This window comes from Dechloromonas denitrificans (genome assembly GCF_001551835.1).
Lineage (GTDB): Bacteria > Pseudomonadota > Gammaproteobacteria > Burkholderiales > Rhodocyclaceae > Azonexus > Azonexus denitrificans.
Window position 1 is genome coordinate 301,518 of sequence record NZ_LODL01000021.1, and the last position, 19,474, is coordinate 320,991.

Genomic DNA, 19,474 nt, shown 5'->3' on the forward strand with positions numbered 1-19,474 from the left:
TAAGCAGTGATCGCTTGCGCGTCACCAACAGGGCGCGAATTATATACACAACTTTGCGAAACGCCTAGTACTCTGTGTTTCGCGGCGCATATAAATTTTAAAGTATCGAAAAATCAGTCGTTTTCGAGGTCGACCGCCGGCGTTTCGGCCAGCTGTTTGGCGCGTGCCGCACGCAGAAGCGGGGTCTCGAGCGTGATCCGGCCAAGCGCCCCGGTCCGGTAATCGGTCAGCAGAATGGCCGCCGCCTTCTCGAGATCGAACTCGCCGCCCCGCCCTTTCATCAGGCAGCCGCGCTTCTTGGCAACCGCCTCGATCACCGCCACTGCATCCATGCCTTCGGTGGCGAAGCCGTAGCGCGCGCTGAGCAAGGCCGGGTAGCAATCGAGCAGGAAGCCGGCGAGGAAGGTCGCCACCTCTTCGTCGATATAGGCATTGACGCCGACCGCGTGGCTGGCGGCCAGCATCAGGCCGTCAAGCGGGTGGTCGATCTTCGGCCACAGCATGCCCGGCGTATCGTAGATGGTCAGCCGCGAGCTGATGTCGATACGCTGCTGGCTCTTGGTCACCGCCGGCTGGTCGCCGACCGCCGCCACCTTCTTCTTGACCAGCGCATTCATCAGCGTCGATTTGCCGACGTTGGGGATACCCATGATCATCAGGCGCAGCGGCTTGACCGCATCGCAACGATGCGGCGCCAGCTTCTGGGCCAGCGACGGAACACGCGCCACGTCGCTCGCCTTCTTGCAGGAAATCGCCACCGCCTTGACGCCGGGCTGCTGCTCGAAATATTCCATCCAGGCCTTGGTCGCCGCCGGATCAGCGAGATCGGCCTTGTTCAGCAGCTTGAGGCAGGGACGCTGACGAAAGCTGCGCAACTCGTGGATCATCGGATTGCTGGAAGCGGCCGGCAGGCGGGCGTCGAGCACCTCGACCACGACATCGGCCATGGCCAGCGTCTCGGCGGCCTTCTTGCGGGCCGAGGTCATGTGGCCGGGATACCATTGAATTGCCATTGTTTTTCCTTATTAACCGCCGGTGACCGGCGGGAAGAAGGCGATCTCGTCGCCTTCGCGGACGGCGGCATCGAGGCCGGCCATGTCCTGATTGACGGCACAGCGCAGATTCTTCGCTGTCGCCAGTTTGTCGCGGCCTTGTTCGACCAGCCAGTCACGCAAGGCGCCGACCGTCGTCACGCCAGCCGGCAACTCGACCGATTCACCGGCCAGGCCGAGCGCTTCCTTGAGGCTGGCGAAATAGAGAATCTTCACGCTCACGACAGCAACTCCGCATAGGGCACGAAGCTGACGCTGTCGCCCTTGTTGATGGCCAGCCCCGGCTTGTTGAGAACCAGGCCGTCGCCCCAGCACAGCGAGGTGACAACCCCGGCGCCCTGGTTGGCGTACAACTCGACGCCGCCCTGCTCGTTCACCCGGGCGCGCAGGAACTCGGCCCGAACATCCGGGCGCAGCCAGTCGAAATCGGCGCGCAGGCTGAAGCTGCGCGGCATTACGTTGCTCACCCCCTGCAGGCGCAGCACGAAGGGCCGGACCATGACCAGGAAGGTGACGATGGCCGACACCGGGTTGCCGGGCAGACCGATGAACCAGGCCTTGCCGCCGCCGTTGTCGGCACTCCTGCGGACCTCGCCAAAAGCCAGCGGCTTGCCCGGCTTGATGGCGATCTTCCACATGTCGAGCTGGCCCTCGGCTTCGACGGCCGGCTTGACGTGATCTTCCTCGCCGACCGAGACGCCGCCGCTGGTGACGATCAGGTCGTTGTCGGCCGCCGCCTTGCGCAGGGCTTCGCGGGTCGATTCCAGATTGTCCGGCACGGTGCCGAGATCGCGCACTTCGCAGCCCAGGCCTTCGAGCAGCGCGCGCAACGCATAGCGGTTGGAGTTGTAGATGGCGCCCGGCGGCAGCGGCTCGCCCGGCTGCACCAGTTCGTCGCCGGTGAAGAAAACGCCAACCCGCAGCCGGCGATAGACCGGCAGTTCCGGCAGACCGGCCGAGGCGGCGAGCGCGATGTCCTGCGGCCGCAGCTTGATGCCCGGCTTGAGGATCTCGGCGCCGACGGCGATGTCTTCGCCGGCCCGGCGGATGTTCTCGCCCAGGCGCGGCACGTAGTTGATGACGACGCCAGCCTCGCCATGTTCGCAGCGCTCCTGCATGATCACCGCGTCGGCCCCGGCCGGCACCGGCGCGCCGGTGAAGATGCGGGCGGCGGTGCCCGGCTGCAGCGGCATGCCGACCGTGCCGGCCGGAATGCGTTGGCTGACCGGCAGACAGACGCCGGCGGCGGGAATGTCGGCGAGGCGGACGGCGTAACCGTCCATCGCCGAATTGTCGAGCGGCGGCACGGCGACGGTGGACTGCTGGGCGACGGCCAAAACGCGGCCGGCGACAGCGGTCAGCGGCTGGGCACGGACTTCCTCGACCGGCTTGGCGGCGGCGAGCAGTTTTTCCAGGGCTTGTTCAAAACTCAGCATCAGCGTTCCTGCAATTCAAGATGGTTCATCACAAAGTCGGCAATCGCCGCGATGTCGTTCAAGGGCAATATCGGCAAAGCGGTGGCCAGTTGGCTATCGGTGGCGATGGCAATGATGTCGCGGCGCGCGGGAAAGAGCGGCGGCTTGCCGTTCTCCGCTCGATAGACTTCCAGCTTGGGCACGGGTTCCTGCTTGAAGCCCTCGATCAGCACCAGATCGCAGGGCGCCAAGCGGGACAGCAATTCGTTCAGCGATACTTCACCTTCGTCGCGCCGCTCGTGCATCAAGGCCCAGCGGCCGTTGCAGGAAAGCAGCACTTCGCTCGCCCCGGCGGCGCGGTGGCGGTATGAATCCTTGCCCGGGCGGTCGATGTCGAAGCCGTGGTGGGCATGCTTGATCACCGAGACGCGGAGGCCACGGGCGGTCAGCGCGGGAATCAGTTTTTCCAGCAAGGTGGTCTTGCCGGAGCCGGAATAGCCGGCGATACCAAATACTTTCATGGGCGGATTTTACGCTTTCAGGCCGCGAAGACCGGGGCGAAGCCGCCACCCGGCGTCCGGAAATTGGTGGTTTGCCCCTGGTAGAGCCGGGCCGAGAAAAGCTGGACACCGCCCTGATAGACATAGGCCCGGATGTCGGCCTTCATCGCCTGCATTTCGTCGTCCACCAGCACCGTATGCTCCGATGGCGGCACGATTTCCTGGGCGATGTGGCCGCCCTGCAGGATTTCCTCGAAGACGCGCTTGGTCAGCTTGTCGCCGCGATAGGCGGCGCGGCTGCCGAAACCGGCGGCCGGTTTGTAGAACCAGCGCTTGCGCTCGCTCCAGAAGCGTTCGCCATCGGCCGCCGCCACCGCCACCGTACGCGGAATGCCGGCCAGCAGCGTCTGCCGGGTGGCTTCCGGCACACCGAGTTCGATGAGCGCGCTTTCATCCGAAAGCAGGATCAGGTTGCGCTTGTCGGCATACAGCGCATGGGCGCGCGGATGCGGCGTGACGACGACGCCGTCGGCCGCGAAAACGGCCCGCAAATCGGCGTTGACCGCAGCATCGAGCGCGAAATCGGTCAGCCGGTTGTAGATCAGGTCGACCACTTCGCCCTTGTGCAGCAGGCGGTTGCCATCGCGTGTCAGTTCAGCCGGATCGGCCACCGCAGCGGCAATGCCGTGGCGTTCGAACAACTGGCGAAAGAGCTCGAACTCGGGGGCCAGATATTGCTGGCCCGGGTTTTCATCGACGATGGCGATCCGTTGCAGCGGCGCATCGCCGCGCATCAACCGCCATTCGCGGCGGAACATCTCGACGAAAGCCTGCTCGACCCGCGTTGCCGCTTCATCCTGACCATGCGCCATCAGCAGGCGGCTATTGAGCATGCCGCCGCCGGCATTGGTGTTGATTTCGATCAGCTTTGGACCGTCGACCGCCAGATGGAAGTCGTAACCGAAGAAGACGCTGCGCGCCGCCACCGCCGGCTGCGCCGAAGCCGGCGCCCAGGCCAGCACGCGCTGTTGGTAGGCCGGCAGCGCGACGACCGACTCGATGGCGACAACCAGGTCGGCGATAGCCCGCAGCGTGGCGGCGGGCAGATGCAGTTCGGCATGCGAAAACAGCGAGGGGTGCGAGGCGGCCAGCGCCGCCGGGTCGAGATCGCCCCCCGCCACCAGCGCCTCGCTCAGGGCACGCGGGTTAAACATGGCCGTTCCGGCCGGCAAAGAAATCGAGCACGTCCTTCAGCTCCTTGGTCCGTTTCATTGGCGGCAGACTTTGCCACACCCGGCGGCCGTAAGGCTTTGATAGAAGTCGTGGATCGCAGATCATCAGCACGCCGGTATCGCTCTCGTCGCGGATCAGCCGGCCGGCCCCCTGCTTGACGTTGATCACGGCGCGCGGCAACTGGTATTCGATGAAGGCGTTGCGGCCCTGCTGCTTCATCTGCTCGATGCGCGCCGAGAGCACCGGATCGTCGGGCGGCGCGAAGGGAATCTTGTCGATGACGACCAGCGACAGCGCCTCGCCGCGCACGTCGACGCCTTCCCAGAAGCTCTGGCTGCCGACCAGGATGGCATTGCCGAGACGACGGAAGCGCTCGAGCAATTCGTTCTTGCTGCCCTCGCCCTGCAGCAGCAGCGGCATTTCGTGGCCGCCATTTTCCAGGCGCTCCTTGAGCAGCTCATGCGTCCGGCGCATGGCGCGCAGGCTGGTGCACAGGAAGAAGGCGCCGCCGCCGGAGGCGACCACGGCCGGAAAAGCGGCATCGACCACGGCCTCGGTGTAGCCGAAGGAATTCGGTTCCGGCATGCCGAGCGGCGCGTAGAGCATGGCCTGCTTGCCGTAGTCGAAGGGGCTGTGCCAGCAGGCCGATTCCGGCTCGCCGAGGCCGAGTTCGGCGCAGTAGTGGTGGAACTTGCCCTGCACGGCCAAAGTGGCCGAAGTGAAGATCCAGGCCCGCGGATGGCCGCCCATCTGCTTGCGGAAGATGTCGGCGACGCTGAGCGGCGTCGAGTTCAACTGCAGCGACTGGCTGAAGGCTTCGGCCCAGCGCACGTAGCCGTCGTCGGCGATCTTTTGCCAGTGGGTCAGGCGCTGCTGCAATTCGAGCGCGCGCTGCCAGCACTTTTCCAGCCCTTCGGCCCGCTCGGCCTGGGTTTCAAGCAGGGCGGCGAAAGCGCCGACCTCCTCCTCCAGCGCCTTGACGGCCGGGGCAAAATCGGGCTTTTCGGCCAGTTGACCGTAGGAGAAGCGGCCGGCGTCGAGGCCGACGGTCAGGCGCAGGTCCTTGGCGACTTTTTCGAGGCGCTTGCTCGCCTCCGGCAGGTCGAGACAGTCGCGGGCGCTGGTCAGGCCTTCGGCCCGGGCATCGCGGGCGAGATCGAGAATCTGCGCCGTCGAAATGCTGTCGCCGAAGAACAGCGTCGCCACTTCCGGCAACTGGTGGGCTTCGTCGAAGATCACCGTGTTGCAGGCCGGCAGCAGTTCGGCCATGCCTTCGTCGCGCAGCATGACGTCGGCGAAGAAGAGGTGGTGATTGACAACTACTAGGTCGGCCGCCATCGCTTCGCGGCGGGCCAGCATGACGAAACATTCCTTGTAGTCCGGGCAATCCTGGCCGAGACAGTTTTCCCGCGTCGAGGTGGCGTGGTTCCAGACCGGCGACGACTCCGAGACTTCCAGGCATTCCGCCTTATCACCGGTGTGCGTGACTTTGGCGAAAACCGAGATGCGGCGCGCGTCGGCGGCATCTTCGCGGGTCAGGAAACGGCCGTCGACGATGGCCCGTTCGAGATGGTAGGGACAGACGTAATTGGCCCGCCCCTTTAACAGCGCGATCTTGACCGGCGCCTTCAGCGCATCGCGCACCATCGGCAGATCCTTGTTGAACAACTGGTCCTGCAAGGTCTTGGTACCGGTCGAGACGATCACCTTGCCGCCGGATTTCAGCGCCGGGACGAGGTAGGCGAAGGTCTTGCCCGTGCCAGTGCCGGCCTCGGCGATGAAGACCGACTGACTGTTGATGGCTGCGGCAATGCGCTCGGCCATGTCGACCTGCTGATCGCGCACGCGATAGCCGCCAATGGCGCGGGCCAGCGGCCCGTCAGGGGAAAATATTTCGGGAAGGGAAGACAAGGAAGAAAGCCTGAAAAATCAGGGCGAATCTTAACAGATGCACCACCCGCCGACGAGTTCGCCGTGCGCCGCTACGCCGGCGGCCCGGCTCAATCGACGCGAAAAGGCAGGAACTGCGAATTGATGCGGTCGTAGGTGCCGTTCAGCTTGATCCGCTCCAGCGCCCTGTCGAGGTGCATCTTCAATTCGGGGCGCATCGGCGAGATGCCAAAGGAGGCATTGGTATCCAGGTCGGGCAGCTTCAGCACACTCATTTCCAAGTCGAGTTGCAGGAATTTCGGGCTGCGCTGCAGGTTCAGGCTGGTCATCAGCGGCACGATGCAGGCCTGGGTGACGCCGGCCCGCAATTGCTCGATGATTTCGACATCGGTCTGCGCCCCGACAAAGTCCCAGCCCTGCGCCTTGATGTAACGCTCCTGCGCCGAGCCCTTGAAGGTGGACAGGCGCACGCCGGGCTGCCCGGTTTTGACGCCAGGCCGGGCAAAAAGCAGGGTCAGCGAGCGGTAGACCGGCTTGGTAAAGAGGATGCGCTGGCGCCGTTCCGGCGTATTGAGCAGACCGATGGCGGCCACATCGAAATGACCGGCGGCCAGATCGTCGACCAGATGTTCCAGGCGCCGGACTTCGAATTCGCAGTGCATCGCCATTTCGGCACACAAGGCCCACATCACCGAGATGCTGAAACCGGTCAGTTGGCCGTTGCCGTCGCGGTAACCCAGTGGCGGCGAATCATCGAGGACCGCCACCTTGAGCATCAGCGGCCCGGCCATGGCCGAAGCCGCCCCAAAACTCAGGAGCAGGACCAAGCAGCCAGCCAGGAGACGCTGAAAAATCATCGTTTTTGGTATAAATGACAAAAACTCAATCGACGAAGCATTATCAACATTTAACCGGCAAACACAAGCGATACATCTTTATAGCCGGCCAACGAAAAAACCGTTCACCTTCCCCACCCCGATGCAGACGCCTGAAAATATTTACTTTTTCCGCGCCAGCCGCCGCACGCTGGCCGACATCGCGATATTGCCACTGCTGGCGAAGGCCTCCAGATTAATCTCGATATCGTCGAGGTTGTACAGATAATTCACCATCATGCCGAATGATTGGCGGAACCCCTTGGCCGAATTGTCGGCCAGGAAATTGAGGCGCTCGACCCGCGCCCCATTGCCGAGATGGAAGCGCGACACCGGATCGAAAGGCGCCCCGCTGTCGCCGCCGCCCTGCTTGGCGCAGGCCAGGTAAGTCGCCGCCAGCCGGTTGAGCGGGGCGCTCAAGGCGCGCACCATCTTGCGGTCGGCGGCCCAGGTGCCGGTGCTCAGTTCGTCGAGCGGCAAGGGCACCTCGGCCTCGACCAGCGCCTGCGGATGCTTGCGCACCCAGGCGGCGAGGCCCGGCATCGGCGACAGCGTGGCGAAGTTGGTCAGCTTCGGGAAATCGCGCTTGAGGTCGTCGATCACCCGCTTGAGCAGGAAATTGCCGAAAGAGACGCCGCGCAAGCCGACCTGGGTGTTCGAAATGGAATAGAAGATGGCGGTATCGGCCTTGCGGTGGTCGAAGACCGGGGCGTGTTCGTCGAGCAGGGCCTGCACATTGCCGGCCAGATGATCGGTCAGCGCCACCTCGACGAAGATCAGCGGCTCGGCCGGCATGCGCGGGTGGAAAAAGGCGTAGAGCCGGCGGTCCGAGTCGAGCCGGTTCTTCAGGTCGGTCCACGAGCGGATCTCGTGCACCGCCTCGTATTCGATCAGCTTTTCGAGCAGCGCGGCCGGCGAGTTCCAGGTCAGGCGCTGCAGTTCGAGAAAACCGACATCGAACCAGGCCGAGAGCCGGGATTCCAGTTCGCGATCGAGCACCGCCAGTTCGCGGTCCTGCTCCAGATAGCGCAGCAGGTCGGCGCGCAGATCGACCAGGAATTTGACGCCCTGCGGGATGGCATTGAACTGGGTCAGAATGCGGATGCGCGACGAGCGCATGGCACCGCGCAGCGCGGCCTCGGTCTTCCATTGCTCGGCCGTGCCGACCGCCTTCTGATAGGCGGCATGGGCCGTCGCCACCTTGTCCGGGTTCGGCCCGAACTCGAGCGCGATCAGCTTCAGGAAACGATGCCGGCCTTCGTCGTTCAGGCTCAGATAGGTCTCGGCCAGCCGCGCCGCCCGCCCCCGGGCCGACACTTCGCCGCCCTGCCCGTCGGCGCATTCGCGCAATTGCACCCGCAAGGATTCCAGACCACGGGCCGTCAGCGCCACCCGTTCGGCGCCCGCACCGATCATCGAACGCAACTTGTCCACCAGACCTTTCGCAACCATGACACACCTCCTTGCAGCTATTTTGCCCCAAGCGGCGCGCGCTGTTTGGCCTCGTAATTGCTTACCACCCCGGCAGGCCGGAAAAATGCCGCATTTTTGTCGGAAAGACGACAGTGCGAACCCAGGTTTTCCGGCCAACCATTCACCCCATGAGAACGCCATGCCGGAAAACACCACCGTCGCCCGTTACTTCACCAGCTACAGCGGCGCCAAGCTGCCCCTCAAGCTCGTCGGCGAACTTGCGGCGGGCGACATGCGCAATCGCAACACCTATTTCCGCGGCAACTTCGACGCCGCCGGGCAAATGCTCAGTTGCGAAAAGATCGTCTACGGCGAGGCGGAATTCCGCCACGACTACCGCTACCACCCGGATGGCCGTCTCGCCCGGGCGGTGATCGACGACGGCAGCGACGAACCGGCCGTCATCGATTACCCCGCCTGAAGCCCTTTCCCGTTTTCACAACAACCGTACCCAGGAGAAACAGATGTCGATTGTCCCCATCAAGGCCTTTTCCGATAAAGCCAAAGCCGACCCGGCGCTCAAAGAGCAACTCCTCGCCTGCCAGAAGATCAAGGAGCTGCGCGCCCTGGCCCAGGAAAACGGCTTCACCATCGAGGAAAATTCGCTCTACCCGCCCAACGAGCCGCAATTCACCGAAGACCAGCTGTCCGAGCGCCTGATCAAGGCCCTGCTCCGCGTTTAAGGCATTGACGGCGCGGCGTAGGAAAACTGCCGGGGCAACCCGGCAGTTTTGTTTTTGCCTGTTTCGGCCGGTCAACCGCAGGAACGCGGCCAAATCGGCGATCAGCTCGCCAGCCGGGCTGCCTTGACCTCGCCGACCATCGCCACGAAACGCCGTGCCGCGGCCGTCACCGTGCCCGGCGCATGTTCGGCCAGCAGGCAGGCGGCCGGCAGGTCAGGCAGGCGCTGTCCGTCGAACTGCGTCACCTCGGCCATGCCGGCGGCGAGCAGGCTACCCGGCAAGACGGTCAGCCCGAGGCCGCAGCGCACGGCGTGGCACAGCCCCGTCGTACTGCTGCCGGAATACTGCAGCGCCCACGGCAATTCGGCCCGGGCCAGCGCCGCTGTCACGGCCAGCCGGAAGACGCAGTTCTCGCCGAACAGCGCAAGCGGCATGACGCCGTCGAGCATGGCCGGCGGACTGTCGCGATAGGCCGCGCCGGCCATCCAGCGCAAGGGCTCCTGCCAGAGCACCTCGCCGCTGCCGGGTATCGCCTCGCCGCAATGCTTGTAGAGCGCGACATCGAGCCCGCCGGCCGCCAGCGACTGGCGCACGGCGGCCGCTGTATCGGCCTGCACGAACAGGCGCAGGCGCGGATATAGCGCCCGGAACTGCGGCATCACGGCCGGGAAGACGCTCTCCATCAGCTCCTCGGGCAGGCCGACGCGCAGCGTGCCGAGCGCCGCGTCCTGCGCCACCGTCGCATAGGCCTCGTCGTTCAGGCGCAGGATCTGCCGGGCATACGCCAGCAGGCTCGCTCCCTCGGCCGTTGGTCCATCGACCCGCCCCTGCACCCGACGGAGCAGGGTTTGCCCAAGCGTCTGCTCCAGGCGCTTGATCTGCAGGCTGATCGCCGACTGGGTCCGCCCCAGTTGCTGGGCCGCCACCGAAAAGCTGGCGCTATCGACGATGCAGGCCAGGGCACGGAGGGCTTCGATATCGAGATGGCGACGCGGCATCATATTGAATCCATATTTTGAACTTAGATTAATCAATTTTTTTAATTTAATCCTAGCCGCTACAGTGCCCTTGAAGCAAGCCAACCCCAAGGAGCTCACCATGCCTTTCATCCGCATCACCCTCGGCCGCGCCGCCAGCCCGGCGCAAAAACAGGCCATCGCCCACCAGGCCACTGCACTGATCGCCGAGCTGCTGCACAAGCGGGCCGAAGTCACCGCCGTCCATGTCGACAGCACTCCGGCCGAGACCTGGTGCATCGCCGGCGAGCCGGTCGCCGCCGCCCTGACGCCAACGCACAGCGACATCTACATCACCGCCGGCACCAACACGGCGGCGGAAAAAGCCGCGATGATCGCCGCCCTGCACCGCCTGCTCGGCGAGACGCTGGGCGCCGTGCCCGCGGCCAGCTACATCGTCATCCATGAAATTGCCGCCAGCGACTGGGGCTACGCCGGACTGACCCAGGCCGCCCGCCGGCAAGCGGCCAGCGTCTTATGACAACGAGCCGGATGCCGATGCCGGGCGACCACCGGCTGCTCGCCGTCGGCTTCGTCACCCTGTCGGGGGCCGGCTTTGTCGGCGCCCGGCTTGGCCTGCCGCATGCCGAACCGCTGACCTTTCTCAGCCTGCGCTTCGCTCTGGCCGCTCTCCTTCTCGGCGGGCTGGCACTGGCCTTTCGCGCCCCCTGGCCGGGGCGACCGCAAGGCATGCACATTGCCGGTGCCGGCTTGCTGACGGTCGGTCTCTTTTCGGCCGGTGTTTTCTACAGCATTGCCGGCGGTGTTACACCGGCCGTCTCGGCGCTGATCATCGCGCTGCACCCGATCCTGATTGCCATCGCCGCCCCGCTACTGCTCGGCGAACGGGTCTCGTCCCGGCAATGGGTCGGCCTGCTGCTCGGCCTGGCCGGCGTCTTCATGGTCCTGCAGCACGGCCTGACCAACCAGCCGATGCTCGGCTGGCCCGTGTTCTACAGCTTCATCGGGCTGCTCGGCATGTCGGCCGGCAATCTTTATCAGAAAGCCCGCTGTGCCGACATGCATCCCCTGTCCGGCGGCACCATCCAGTGTGCGGCCTGCGCCCTGGCCTGCGCCGGCGGCGCCTTGCTCGGCGAAAGCGGCACGGTGCATTGGGCCGGCGAATTCATCGTCGCCCTGGTCTGGATGGCGGTCGTCGTTTCGGTCGGCGCCGTCAGCATTCTGGTCATCTTGATCCGCCATGGCGAAGTCAGCCGGGTGGCCGGCCTCTTCTATCTGGTGCCGGTTTCGGCCGCCCTCGCCGCCTACCTGCTGTTCGGGCAAGGCATCGCGCCAATGCAATGGCTGGGCATCGCCATCGCCGGCAGCGGCGTCGTTCTGGTCACCCGGCGGCCGGCCTGAGGCAAGCGTTGATTGGTTAAAATCCGCTACCACTCTTTTTGCCGGAAGCCTTGCCGATGACCAGCACCTATTTTCACAACCCGCGCTGCTCGAAATCCCGCGCCGCCCTCGCCCTGCTCCAGGCCCGCGGGGTCGAGCCGCAACTCGTCGCCTACCTCGAGCAGCCGCCATCGATTGCCGAACTGGGCACCCTGCTCCGCCAACTCGGCCTGAGCGACGCCCGCGCCCTGATGCGCCAGAGCGAAGCGGAATACAAGGAACTCGGCCTCGACAACCCGGCGCTGCCGCAGGAAGCGCTGATCGCCGCGCTGGCCGCCCACCCGCGCCTGATCGAGCGGCCGATCTTCATTCACGGCGAGCGTGCCGTCATCGGGCGTCCGCCGGAACGCGTGCTCGAACTGCTCTGATCTGAAACGCCCCGGCCGACCCGGTTTTTGCCATTTTGACCGGGTCGACCGCAGCAATCGCCCGCCGGCCACCCGGCGCCACTCGGCACACCTCTGCAACCGGAAACTCATGGCGCCGGCTTGCTGTCAAATTCGACTCCGCCGCTTGATTGACCCATGGCCAATGACCGGCGAACTTCTCGCCAGACTCCAACATGCCTTGAACCTTCAACGCAGGAGAACGCCATGCACATCCAGCCCTATCTGCACTTCAACGGCAATTGCGAAGAAGCGCTCGCCTTCTACGGCCAGGCGCTCGGCGCCAAAATCGAAATGCTGATGCGTTACCGGGAAAGCCCCGAGCCGCCGCCGCCCGGCATGGTTCCGCCGGGCATGGACGACAAGGTGATGCACGCCAGCTTCCGCATCGGCGACAGCGTCGTCATGGCTTCCGACGACTGCACCGGTCAGGCGGTCAGCTTCCAGGGCTTTCAACTGTCGCTCGGGGTGGCCGATGTCGCCGACGCCGCACGCCGCTTTAGCGCGCTGGCCGAGGGCGGGCGAATCACCATGCCGCTCGGCAAGACCTTCTTCGCCCCCAGCTTCGGCATGCTCACCGACCGCTTCGGCGTCGCCTGGATGGTGATTGCCGCTCCCCAATAGCCGTCAGGAGGAAAACCATGAACCAGACACTGCCGCCCCTCGGCATCCAGCGCGTCAAGGTCGTCGCCCTCGCCGTCATCGATCTGGCGCGGGCCAATCGCTTCTACAAGGAAACACTGGGCCTCGAACCCGCTTTCGAAGGCACCGAACAAGTCGGCTGGTGGCTCGGCCAGGTGATCCTGATGCTCAAGCCGGACTGGGCAATGCCGACCGAGCATCCAAATCCGCGCATCACGCTGGCCACCGAGCATGCCCCGGCCACCCAGCAAGCCCTGCGCGCCCGCGACATCGTGATCGCCGACGAGGTGAAGGTGTACGGCGACTTCTACGTCGGCAGCTTTCTCGACTGCGAAGGCAACAAGCTGTGGTTTTGCTCGCCGGTCAACGCAGAAACGGGTTCGGCCAGCTGAGATCACCCGCCAGCGGTGGCCAGCGGAACTGTTCCCGCCACCGCTCATCGAAAGAATGTCAGCCGCAAAAAGGAGTTCGTCATGAATGCCAGTCAGCACACCATGAGCAACCTGTTTGCCCAACTCGGCTTGCCCGCCGACCAGGCCGCCATTGAAGCCTTCATCGCCGCCCACCGCCCGCTGGACAGCGACATCGCCCTCTACCGCGCACCATTCTGGACCCCCGCACAACGCGCTTTCCTCAAGGAAGAGATCATCGAGGATGCCGACTGGGCCGGCGTCATCGACGAACTTAACGGCCGGCTGAGTTAGCCCGTTTTACCCAAAGCGAGCTTCGGTGCGCCCTGAGCGAGCCGGTGTCGTTTTCGCCGGCAGCCGCTACACTGCTCGCCCGCTCACCACCTCGCCAGCCGATGACCATCGAAATATCCAAGGAAGCACAGAAAACGGCGATTACCTCTATCCAGCGCTATTTCGCCGAGAACATGGACGATGAAATCGGCAACCTGGAAGCCGGGGCGCTGCTCGGTTTTTTCCTCAAGGAAATCGGCCCCGCCATTTACAACCAGGCCGTGGCCGATGCCCAGAGCCGCCTGCAGGCGCGGGTGATGGAACTGGACATCGAGATCCACGAAGAAGAGTTCCAGTACTGGACGCAACGCAAACGCAAGTGAGCGTTGGTTTTTGGCATTTTTCCGACGTCGACCGCTGGACTAAGGTTGGACCGGAAAACAGCCCCCGAATTACCCCTGCCGCGCCGCTTCGATCAGCCGCCGCGAAATACTGACCGGGTCCGGCAGCAGCGGCAGCGCATCGAGCGGGAACCAGTCGGCCGCTTCGATTTCCTGCGGGTCCGGCGTGATCGTGCCGCCGGCATAGTCGGCAAAAAAGGCGACCATCAGGGAATTGGGAAACGGCCAGGGCTGGCTGTGGAAGTAGCGCAGGTTGGCGATCTCGATGCCGACCTCTTCCCGCACCTCGCGGGCGGCACATTCTTCCAGCGTTTCACCGGGTTCGACAAAGCCGGCCAGCGCACTGAACACGCCCGACTTGAAGTGCGGGCTACGCCCCAGCAACAATTTGTCGCCATCGCGCACCAAGACCATCACCGCCGGCGAAATCCGCGGATAGGCCAGCAATCCGCAGGCCGGGCATTGCATCGCCGTCTCGCCGGCTTTCATCGCCGTCGGCGTGCCGCACTTGCCGCAGAAACGATGATTGTTCTGCCAGTCGAGCAACTGCGTCGCCCGCCCGGCCAGGGCGAAAGTTTCGGCCCCGGCCAGCTGGAAGATGGCGCGCAGCGATGTTGCCTCGCCGCCGGGAATTTCCGGCAACTGCGCGACATCGGCGGCGTAGCACGGAAAACCGTGCAAATCGCCGATGTGCAGCGCCTGCTCGGGATGGCCGAAATCGGCAGCCGGGCCGGACGGAAAAATCCCTTCGGGCGCGCTGCCGGACAAGGTCAGCAGACGGTGTTCGCAGCGCAGAATCCAGTAACTTGCGTTGTTCATCGAGGCTCCTGAAGCCAAAGGCGGCAAACCTAAAGATTACGCCCGTGCATGACGATGCGGGCGACAAACCAGATCGCCAGCATATTCGCCGCGACGGCGACATAGCCGACCAGCGGATAGCCGACGATCCGGCCGCTGTCGTCGAGCGAAGTCAGAAAACCGGCCAGTGTCGTCGCCAAGCCCATGGCCAGCGACTGCATCGTGCCGTTCAGCGACATGAAGGTACCGCGCAGCTTGGGTTGGGCGGCCGAGGCAATGATCGCCATGGCCGGGATCATCCGCCCCGAGGTCAGCACGAAAAAGGCGGTAGTACAGATCAGCCAGGCCCACAGCTGCAACGCTCCGGCGTGGGTCACCGCCAGCAAGGGCAGCACGGCGAGCAGCGCCACCCAGCGATAAACCTCGACCTTGCCGTGCTTATCGGCCCAATGCCCGATCAGCCGGGCGCTGATGAAGGTGGCGAAACCGCCGACCAGATAGACGATGGGGATATCGAGCTGCGCGATGCCAACGTTATTCACCGCATAGACGGTGATGTAGGGAATTACCGTGAAGCCGGAAAAAATGATCAGCGCCGAAAACAGCAAGGCGCGCAGGTGGTTGGTGTCCCCCAGCACGCTGAAAGTCGCCGATAGCAGATGGGCGCGCTTCTCCTCGCTCAGGTGGTGCCGCAGTTCGGGCAGGAAACGCAGGCCGATGGCGAGAAAAACCACGCTCAGCGCGGCGATCAAAATGAACGGCGAGCGCCAGCCGAAATGATTAGCCAGCCACAGAGATAAGGGCACGCCGGCAATCGTCGACACCGAAAAGGCACTGGAAATGATGCCGCTGGCGCGTGCCCGTCGGGAAAAAGGAATGGCATCGCCGACCATGGTGTGAATCAGCGCCCCCATGATGCCGCCAAACACTCCGGCCAGACCACGCGCCAGGATCAGCGTCGAATAACTCGGCGCCAGCCCGCAAGCCAGCGTCGCCAGCCCGAACAAGGCGAAGCTGATCAGCAACAGGCGCTTGCGCTCGAACAGGTCGACAAAGGTCGCCGCCAGAACCCCGGACACCGCCGCGCTGAAACTGTAGGACGCCACCAGCAAGCCGAACTCGTGCGTCCCGATGCCGAAGGCCGCCATCAGGATCGGCCCGAGCGGCATCATGATCATGAAATCCAGCACATGGCTGAACTGGATGCCGGCCAGCGTCAGCAGGAAGAAACGTTCGGCATGGGGAGAAAGCTCGGTGGACATGAATGGGGCAGCAGGATCTTGGCAGGAGCGGGCGACAAGGATACGTGCTTCGGGCGCTGCCCGCTAACTTGGTGCGCATCGCCCGAAGCGTTCAATCAAGCCGCATGGGGACCAGCCCGGTAGATGATTTTTGCCTGATTCCTGCGGTCGACCGCAGGAGTCAGGCTGTTTTCAGGCTGACAGCCGATTAGTTCGCGCCGCTCTTGGCCCCGAGCTTGCCGCCCGAAGCAATGACCTGGTCGCGCAACGCCTGCAACGTTGCCTGGGCCTCATCGGCGGCTTCCTGCATCTCATCCTGTGTCAGCGGCCGAACCAAGCCCTCCAGTTCGATACGCAGAATGTTCGGACACTTCCCGACAACGCCGGCCAGAATGCTGTCGACCTTCTTCGCCCCCAGACCGAACAGCACTTTTTCCAGCACGAACAGACGGACGATGATGATGTCCTCTTCGCTCTGCGCCGTCGCCTGCACCGCCTCAATCTCCTTGCGCAGGTAACCCCGGAACTTGAGCGGCGTCACTTCGGCAGGCACCTGCAAGATGACGGAACGGTATTGGCCTTGGATCATGGTTGGGCGGAAGACTGAAAAACGGCGATTCTCGCAGAAGGGCGAAGGAGGAGAAAGACCGAGATCACTCCAACACGCGCCGCAGTGCCCGGATTTTGCTCCACAGCACGGCCTTGGGCAGATTCATCGCCATCACTTGCATGCAACGCTCCAGCCAGTCCGGGCGGTTTTGCAGGCGCTCGATGGCCCGTTCGAGATCGCGGGTAATTGACTCACCGTAGGCCTCCTGGGCCTTGAGCACTGCCTTGCGCAGCAATGGCAAAGAGGGGCTCATCATCGCCAGATCGATCACGTCGCGGCTGAACACGGCGTCATCGCTCCACCGATCAGAATTTGCCAGCAACTTGCTGCTCGCCATGTCGAGCGGAGTCAACGTCGAAATACCGCAAACCTGGTCTTTCCTAGTCGCCGCCTCAATTTCAATTCGGCCTTCAAGGACGATCTCAAATTTGATCGGCTGATCATCAGCCAACAGCGTCGTGCGTATGCCGTACTGATCAGCACGTACCTCCCGCGCCAGCCGGAAGTGTTCGCCATCCGGTCGCACCAACCCGGCAAAGCCCGCCTCGCCGGTCAATAACTGACGCAAACGGCGATAGCTGCTCAGGTCCGACACCAAAAAATCCATGTCGACCGATTCGCGATATTCACCGAAACGTAGCGCCATGGCCGTGCCGCCGCCAAACAGACAATTCGCCTCACGCAACAAGTCGCCATCCAGCGCCGACAACACCCGGGCAATCCGGCGATGATGCGGGCGCTCAAACATCGCTGGCTCCGGGAGTATCAGAGCCGCCGAAAGCCAAGCGCAAGGCATCAATCAAATTCTGTTCGCGTGGCAGCAACGCCGCCTCATCGAGATGCCGCCAGTTGCGCTCGTAAATCCCCAGCGCCTCGCGCGGCGTCAATTCATCCGCCCCCTGAAGCTGCCACGCCAGTTGCTTCAACTGCGGAAAATCAGCCAGACGGACACGCGCCGGCAACCAGCCGGCCTTGTCATCCGCCGTATTTCCCGACGCCTCATCGCTCACCGCCGTCGCCGAAAACGTCATCCCCAGCGCCGCCAACACATTAAGGTAAGCCCCCATCGTCACCGAAGGCTCGCCCTGCTCAATGCGATGCACGCTGACCCGCGACATTCCTGCCGCCTCCGCCAGCGCCGTCGCGCTTACCCGCAAGGCCTTGCGCTGGGCACGAATACGGGCGCCGAGAGCGGCAAGCTGCTCGACAACAGCGGAAGGGTTTGGTGGGGCTTTTGCTGGCATAGTGTTTCTCATTGTGGCCAAATATGTCTTTTTGTCAATATTGAGAAACGCAATAGTGAAATTACTTGGCAAAGGAAAACCGCAACACTACGAAGCTCAACTCTTCGATGCGGCAACCATGCACAGGCGGTGGCGAAACAGATTTGCCAACAGAGATAATTTTTCTGAGGCTTCCACGGCCAACCTAAAAAAACATCAATTTTGAAATAACAGAAAACAATGGAGCTGAAACTGTTTTGATTTTCACAGTCCAACTAGAGCTTATCGTTTTAAACGACTATTAATTACTTTATCAGCAATTTCAAAATAAAATTTATTGGTAACGTCTTTGGCCAAACCATCCAAGCCTGGATAAATTCGACGATTATCTATTCCCATAGAGTTGAGTAGCCTGAATACCTCAGATCTAAAACAACCAGGAATTACCAATTTTTTTGCGACTGCTTTGCAGTCGCTAGTTCCTTCTTCTAGGTAATCCATAGCTGCTTTGTCTAGCTTGCCACTCAATAGGAAAGTTCCTTTTTGATTCTCGAGTCTTAAGTTATGCAAGTCTGGCTCGGTCACCCAAAGTAACTCATGCGAATTTCCATCAACGTATTTGTCAAATGCTTCATCGCGGTTAGACTTTACCCATTCATAATCTTCACTCAACCGCCCAAAACGCTTTAGATAATCAAAAGAATCATTGTCTATTTTTGAGAAATCAAACGCCCAAACAGCCGCATCGTTCCCAGCTCCACCATGTCCATCAAACGCAAAAAACAACGCTATAAATGGAGCTTCCGTAAAATCAATTAATCTTGTTGGGACTCCGTGATGTTGCATAAGTGATAGCCACCCCAGCTTGGTTTTTGGGAGCATATCTCGGGATACATAGTGATGGGCACGAGCTCGAAATTCACTGATGAAATAATCTTCAAGTTTTCTCGCAAAGTCAGAAAAGCCAATTGGCTTAAGGAATCTCTCAAGCGAGGACTCGATGTTCCAGTTGGAATCCATCTGCCCTCTAAATATCCAACTTGAGCCGAACTTACTAAATATATCTACAAGATTATCAATACCGGATACTCGAATAACTTCATATTGAATCTTCATGACTCTTCTTTCAGTTGGCCATACACGCTCATCATTTCTTCATAAATGGCAGAGAGCGAAACACTGTCATCTGCAGAAAAACCAAGTAATGAACTTTTATTTTTATGCCACCGGAGGCCATTTTCATCAGGCAATTGCATTTTTGCTCTAACCTCATCTCCCGTTGCTGAAAATGCCTTCGAAATTGATGCTAGAGTTTCGGAGTTTAGGCTTTCCCCATCAAACCCTACACTACCTTTCTCCCCTTCCGCTTGAGCTAATGCATTTTGCAATGGTTCTTGAAACCATTTATTAATATCAGTTGGGTTTGGTCGCCTGAAGTTAACAAAAAACATTTTTATTTTATAGGCGCTTCGTAGCTTTTCAATAAAATCAGATGGATCATAAATTTCTCCAACATGAAGATCGTAGGATGACTCAATTAACGGACCCGATGCTCTTAGTAATGCATCAAAGCGTTTTCCTAGCAGTTCTGGGCTGGCAGCCAGTGAGCTGCGCATTGCTATGGCGAGCACCCCCAAATGGAGGTCTAGCACTGCAAGCGAAGAGGGGCCAATAGGTTCGTTTAGTTTTTTGAAATCATGGCTTACTGGATCAAAGGACTCTTTGAGGGTAGGCGATTCCCGACCTATTCGAAAAGCGATTGCTCGTGATGAAATTTCATGAACATTACCCATGTGCCATTCGTTCCTCCCTCGTCCTAATAAACTTGGTTTCGAAAAAATGGCCCTTCTTAATACTTCCGCACGATCTTGCCCCTCCCAAAGTCCACGTTGAGAAGATTCAAATAACCTAACCCTGTACAAGCAAAATGCATTTGTCGCCATTTACCCCCC

The 19,474-nt window shown here is 61.8% G+C and carries 25 protein-coding genes; 9 read left to right on the forward strand and 16 right to left on the reverse strand.

The features are described 5' to 3' along the window. Positions 1-113: 113 nt before the first annotated feature. From ylqF to AT959_RS12510, 8 genes are all read right to left on the reverse strand, one after another. The gene (gene ylqF, locus AT959_RS12475) at positions 114-1,013 is read right to left on the reverse strand and encodes a ribosome biogenesis GTPase YlqF (RefSeq protein WP_066883560.1); all 900 of its coding nucleotides are present in this window, start codon (positions 1,011-1,013) and stop codon (positions 114-116) included. A 12-nt stretch (positions 1,014-1,025) separates the two neighbouring features. Continuing rightward, a complete protein-coding gene (gene moaD, locus AT959_RS12480; RefSeq protein ID WP_066883562.1) occupies positions 1,026-1,274 on the reverse strand; it encodes a molybdopterin converting factor subunit 1 in 249 nt (82 codons plus the stop codon). Then, positions 1,271-2,488 carry a molybdopterin molybdotransferase MoeA gene (locus AT959_RS12485; RefSeq protein WP_205629911.1) on the reverse strand — a complete coding sequence of 406 codons (1,218 nt, stop codon included), beginning with the start codon at positions 2,486-2,488 and terminating at the stop codon, positions 1,271-1,273. The genes moaD and AT959_RS12485 overlap by 4 nt, the downstream gene beginning before the upstream one ends. After that, complete coding sequence (gene mobB / locus AT959_RS12490; protein WP_066883566.1) at positions 2,488-2,988, reverse strand: molybdopterin-guanine dinucleotide biosynthesis protein B; 501 nt, start codon at positions 2,986-2,988, stop codon at positions 2,488-2,490. The genes AT959_RS12485 and mobB overlap by 1 nt, the downstream gene beginning before the upstream one ends. Positions 2,989-3,005: 17 nt before the next feature. Then, the gene (locus AT959_RS12495) at positions 3,006-4,181 is read right to left on the reverse strand and encodes a hypothetical protein (RefSeq protein ID WP_240481824.1); all 1,176 of its coding nucleotides are present in this window, start codon (positions 4,179-4,181) and stop codon (positions 3,006-3,008) included. Next, positions 4,174-6,111, reverse strand: a complete 1,938-nt coding sequence (locus tag AT959_RS12500; RefSeq protein WP_066883568.1) for a DNA repair helicase YoaA — start codon at positions 6,109-6,111, stop codon at positions 4,174-4,176. The genes AT959_RS12495 and AT959_RS12500 overlap by 8 nt, the downstream gene beginning before the upstream one ends. 89 nt (positions 6,112-6,200) lie before the next feature. Beyond that, entirely contained in the window at positions 6,201-6,947 is a 747-nt protein-coding gene (locus AT959_RS12505; RefSeq protein ID WP_066883570.1) for an ABC transporter substrate-binding protein, read from the reverse strand. A 141-nt stretch (positions 6,948-7,088) separates the two neighbouring features. Then, positions 7,089-8,417, reverse strand: a complete 1,329-nt coding sequence (locus AT959_RS12510) for a malonyl-CoA decarboxylase (protein ID WP_066883572.1) — start codon at positions 8,415-8,417, stop codon at positions 7,089-7,091. Between the two features lie 160 nt (positions 8,418-8,577). Between AT959_RS12510 and AT959_RS12515 the strand changes: the two genes are divergently transcribed. Both AT959_RS12515 and AT959_RS12520 read left to right on the forward strand, forming a co-directional pair. Next, the gene (locus AT959_RS12515) at positions 8,578-8,859 is read left to right on the forward strand and encodes a DUF6156 family protein (protein WP_066883574.1); all 282 of its coding nucleotides are present in this window, start codon (positions 8,578-8,580) and stop codon (positions 8,857-8,859) included. Positions 8,860-8,902: 43 nt separating this feature from the next. After that, complete coding sequence (locus AT959_RS12520; protein WP_066883576.1) at positions 8,903-9,121, forward strand: Nif11-like leader peptide family natural product precursor; 219 nt, start codon at positions 8,903-8,905, stop codon at positions 9,119-9,121. 101 nt (positions 9,122-9,222) lie between these two features. On the opposite strand, the gene AT959_RS12525 is transcribed toward AT959_RS12520, so the two are convergent. Then, entirely contained in the window at positions 9,223-10,122 is a 900-nt protein-coding gene (locus AT959_RS12525) for a LysR substrate-binding domain-containing protein (RefSeq protein WP_066883578.1), read from the reverse strand. A 97-nt stretch (positions 10,123-10,219) separates the two neighbouring features. On the opposite strand from AT959_RS12525, the gene AT959_RS21175 reads away from it, so the two are divergent. From AT959_RS21175 to AT959_RS12560, 7 genes are all read left to right on the forward strand, one after another. Continuing rightward, complete coding sequence (locus AT959_RS21175) at positions 10,220-10,618, forward strand: tautomerase family protein (protein WP_169795473.1); 399 nt, start codon at positions 10,220-10,222, stop codon at positions 10,616-10,618. Next, positions 10,615-11,499, forward strand: a complete 885-nt coding sequence (locus AT959_RS12535; RefSeq protein WP_083518385.1) for a DMT family transporter — start codon at positions 10,615-10,617, stop codon at positions 11,497-11,499. Before AT959_RS21175 ends, AT959_RS12535 begins: the two co-directional genes overlap by 4 nt. Positions 11,500-11,555: 56 nt before the next feature. Then, positions 11,556-11,906 carry an arsenate reductase (glutaredoxin) gene (arsC, locus tag AT959_RS12540; protein ID WP_066884401.1) on the forward strand — a complete coding sequence of 117 codons (351 nt, stop codon included), beginning with the start codon at positions 11,556-11,558 and terminating at the stop codon, positions 11,904-11,906. A gap of 225 nt (positions 11,907-12,131) precedes the next feature. Then, positions 12,132-12,548, forward strand: coding sequence for a VOC family protein (locus AT959_RS12545; protein WP_066883584.1), 417 nt, complete (start codon positions 12,132-12,134; stop codon positions 12,546-12,548). Between the two features lie 17 nt (positions 12,549-12,565). Next, positions 12,566-12,958, forward strand: coding sequence for a VOC family protein (locus AT959_RS12550; protein ID WP_066883586.1), 393 nt, complete (start codon positions 12,566-12,568; stop codon positions 12,956-12,958). A gap of 81 nt (positions 12,959-13,039) precedes the next feature. Next, positions 13,040-13,270 carry a DUF2789 domain-containing protein gene (locus tag AT959_RS12555; RefSeq protein ID WP_066883588.1) on the forward strand — a complete coding sequence of 77 codons (231 nt, stop codon included), beginning with the start codon at positions 13,040-13,042 and terminating at the stop codon, positions 13,268-13,270. Between the two features lie 44 nt (positions 13,271-13,314). Next, entirely contained in the window at positions 13,315-13,632 is a 318-nt protein-coding gene (locus AT959_RS12560; protein ID WP_240481825.1) for a DUF2164 domain-containing protein, read from the forward strand. Between the two features lie 69 nt (positions 13,633-13,701). Here the strand turns inward: AT959_RS12560 and nudC are convergent, their stop codons facing one another. The 7 genes from nudC to AT959_RS21180 all read right to left on the reverse strand — a co-directional run bounded on the left by nudC (position 13,702) and on the right by AT959_RS21180 (position 19,315). Further along, entirely contained in the window at positions 13,702-14,469 is a 768-nt protein-coding gene (gene nudC / locus AT959_RS12565; RefSeq protein WP_066883592.1) for an NAD(+) diphosphatase, read from the reverse strand. A 29-nt stretch (positions 14,470-14,498) separates the two neighbouring features. Continuing rightward, positions 14,499-15,710, reverse strand: a complete 1,212-nt coding sequence (locus AT959_RS12570; protein WP_066883594.1) for an MFS transporter — start codon at positions 15,708-15,710, stop codon at positions 14,499-14,501. 187 nt (positions 15,711-15,897) lie between these two features. Next, positions 15,898-16,278 carry a hypothetical protein gene (locus tag AT959_RS12580; RefSeq protein ID WP_066883598.1) on the reverse strand — a complete coding sequence of 127 codons (381 nt, stop codon included), beginning with the start codon at positions 16,276-16,278 and terminating at the stop codon, positions 15,898-15,900. 64 nt (positions 16,279-16,342) lie between these two features. Further along, positions 16,343-17,047, reverse strand: coding sequence for a nucleotidyl transferase AbiEii/AbiGii toxin family protein (locus AT959_RS12585; protein ID WP_066883600.1), 705 nt, complete (start codon positions 17,045-17,047; stop codon positions 16,343-16,345). Further along, positions 17,040-17,543: a helix-turn-helix domain-containing protein gene (locus tag AT959_RS12590; RefSeq protein ID WP_066883602.1), complete on the reverse strand. Its 504-nt coding sequence runs from the start codon at positions 17,541-17,543 to the stop codon at positions 17,040-17,042. Before AT959_RS12590 ends, AT959_RS12585 begins: the two co-directional genes overlap by 8 nt. Positions 17,544-17,804: 261 nt before the next feature. Beyond that, complete coding sequence (locus AT959_RS20555; protein ID WP_083518386.1) at positions 17,805-18,638, reverse strand: FRG domain-containing protein; 834 nt, start codon at positions 18,636-18,638, stop codon at positions 17,805-17,807. Continuing rightward, positions 18,635-19,315: a hypothetical protein gene (locus tag AT959_RS21180; RefSeq protein WP_157651294.1), complete on the reverse strand. Its 681-nt coding sequence runs from the start codon at positions 19,313-19,315 to the stop codon at positions 18,635-18,637. The genes AT959_RS20555 and AT959_RS21180 overlap by 4 nt, the downstream gene beginning before the upstream one ends. Between the last annotated feature and the right edge of the window lie 159 nt (positions 19,316-19,474).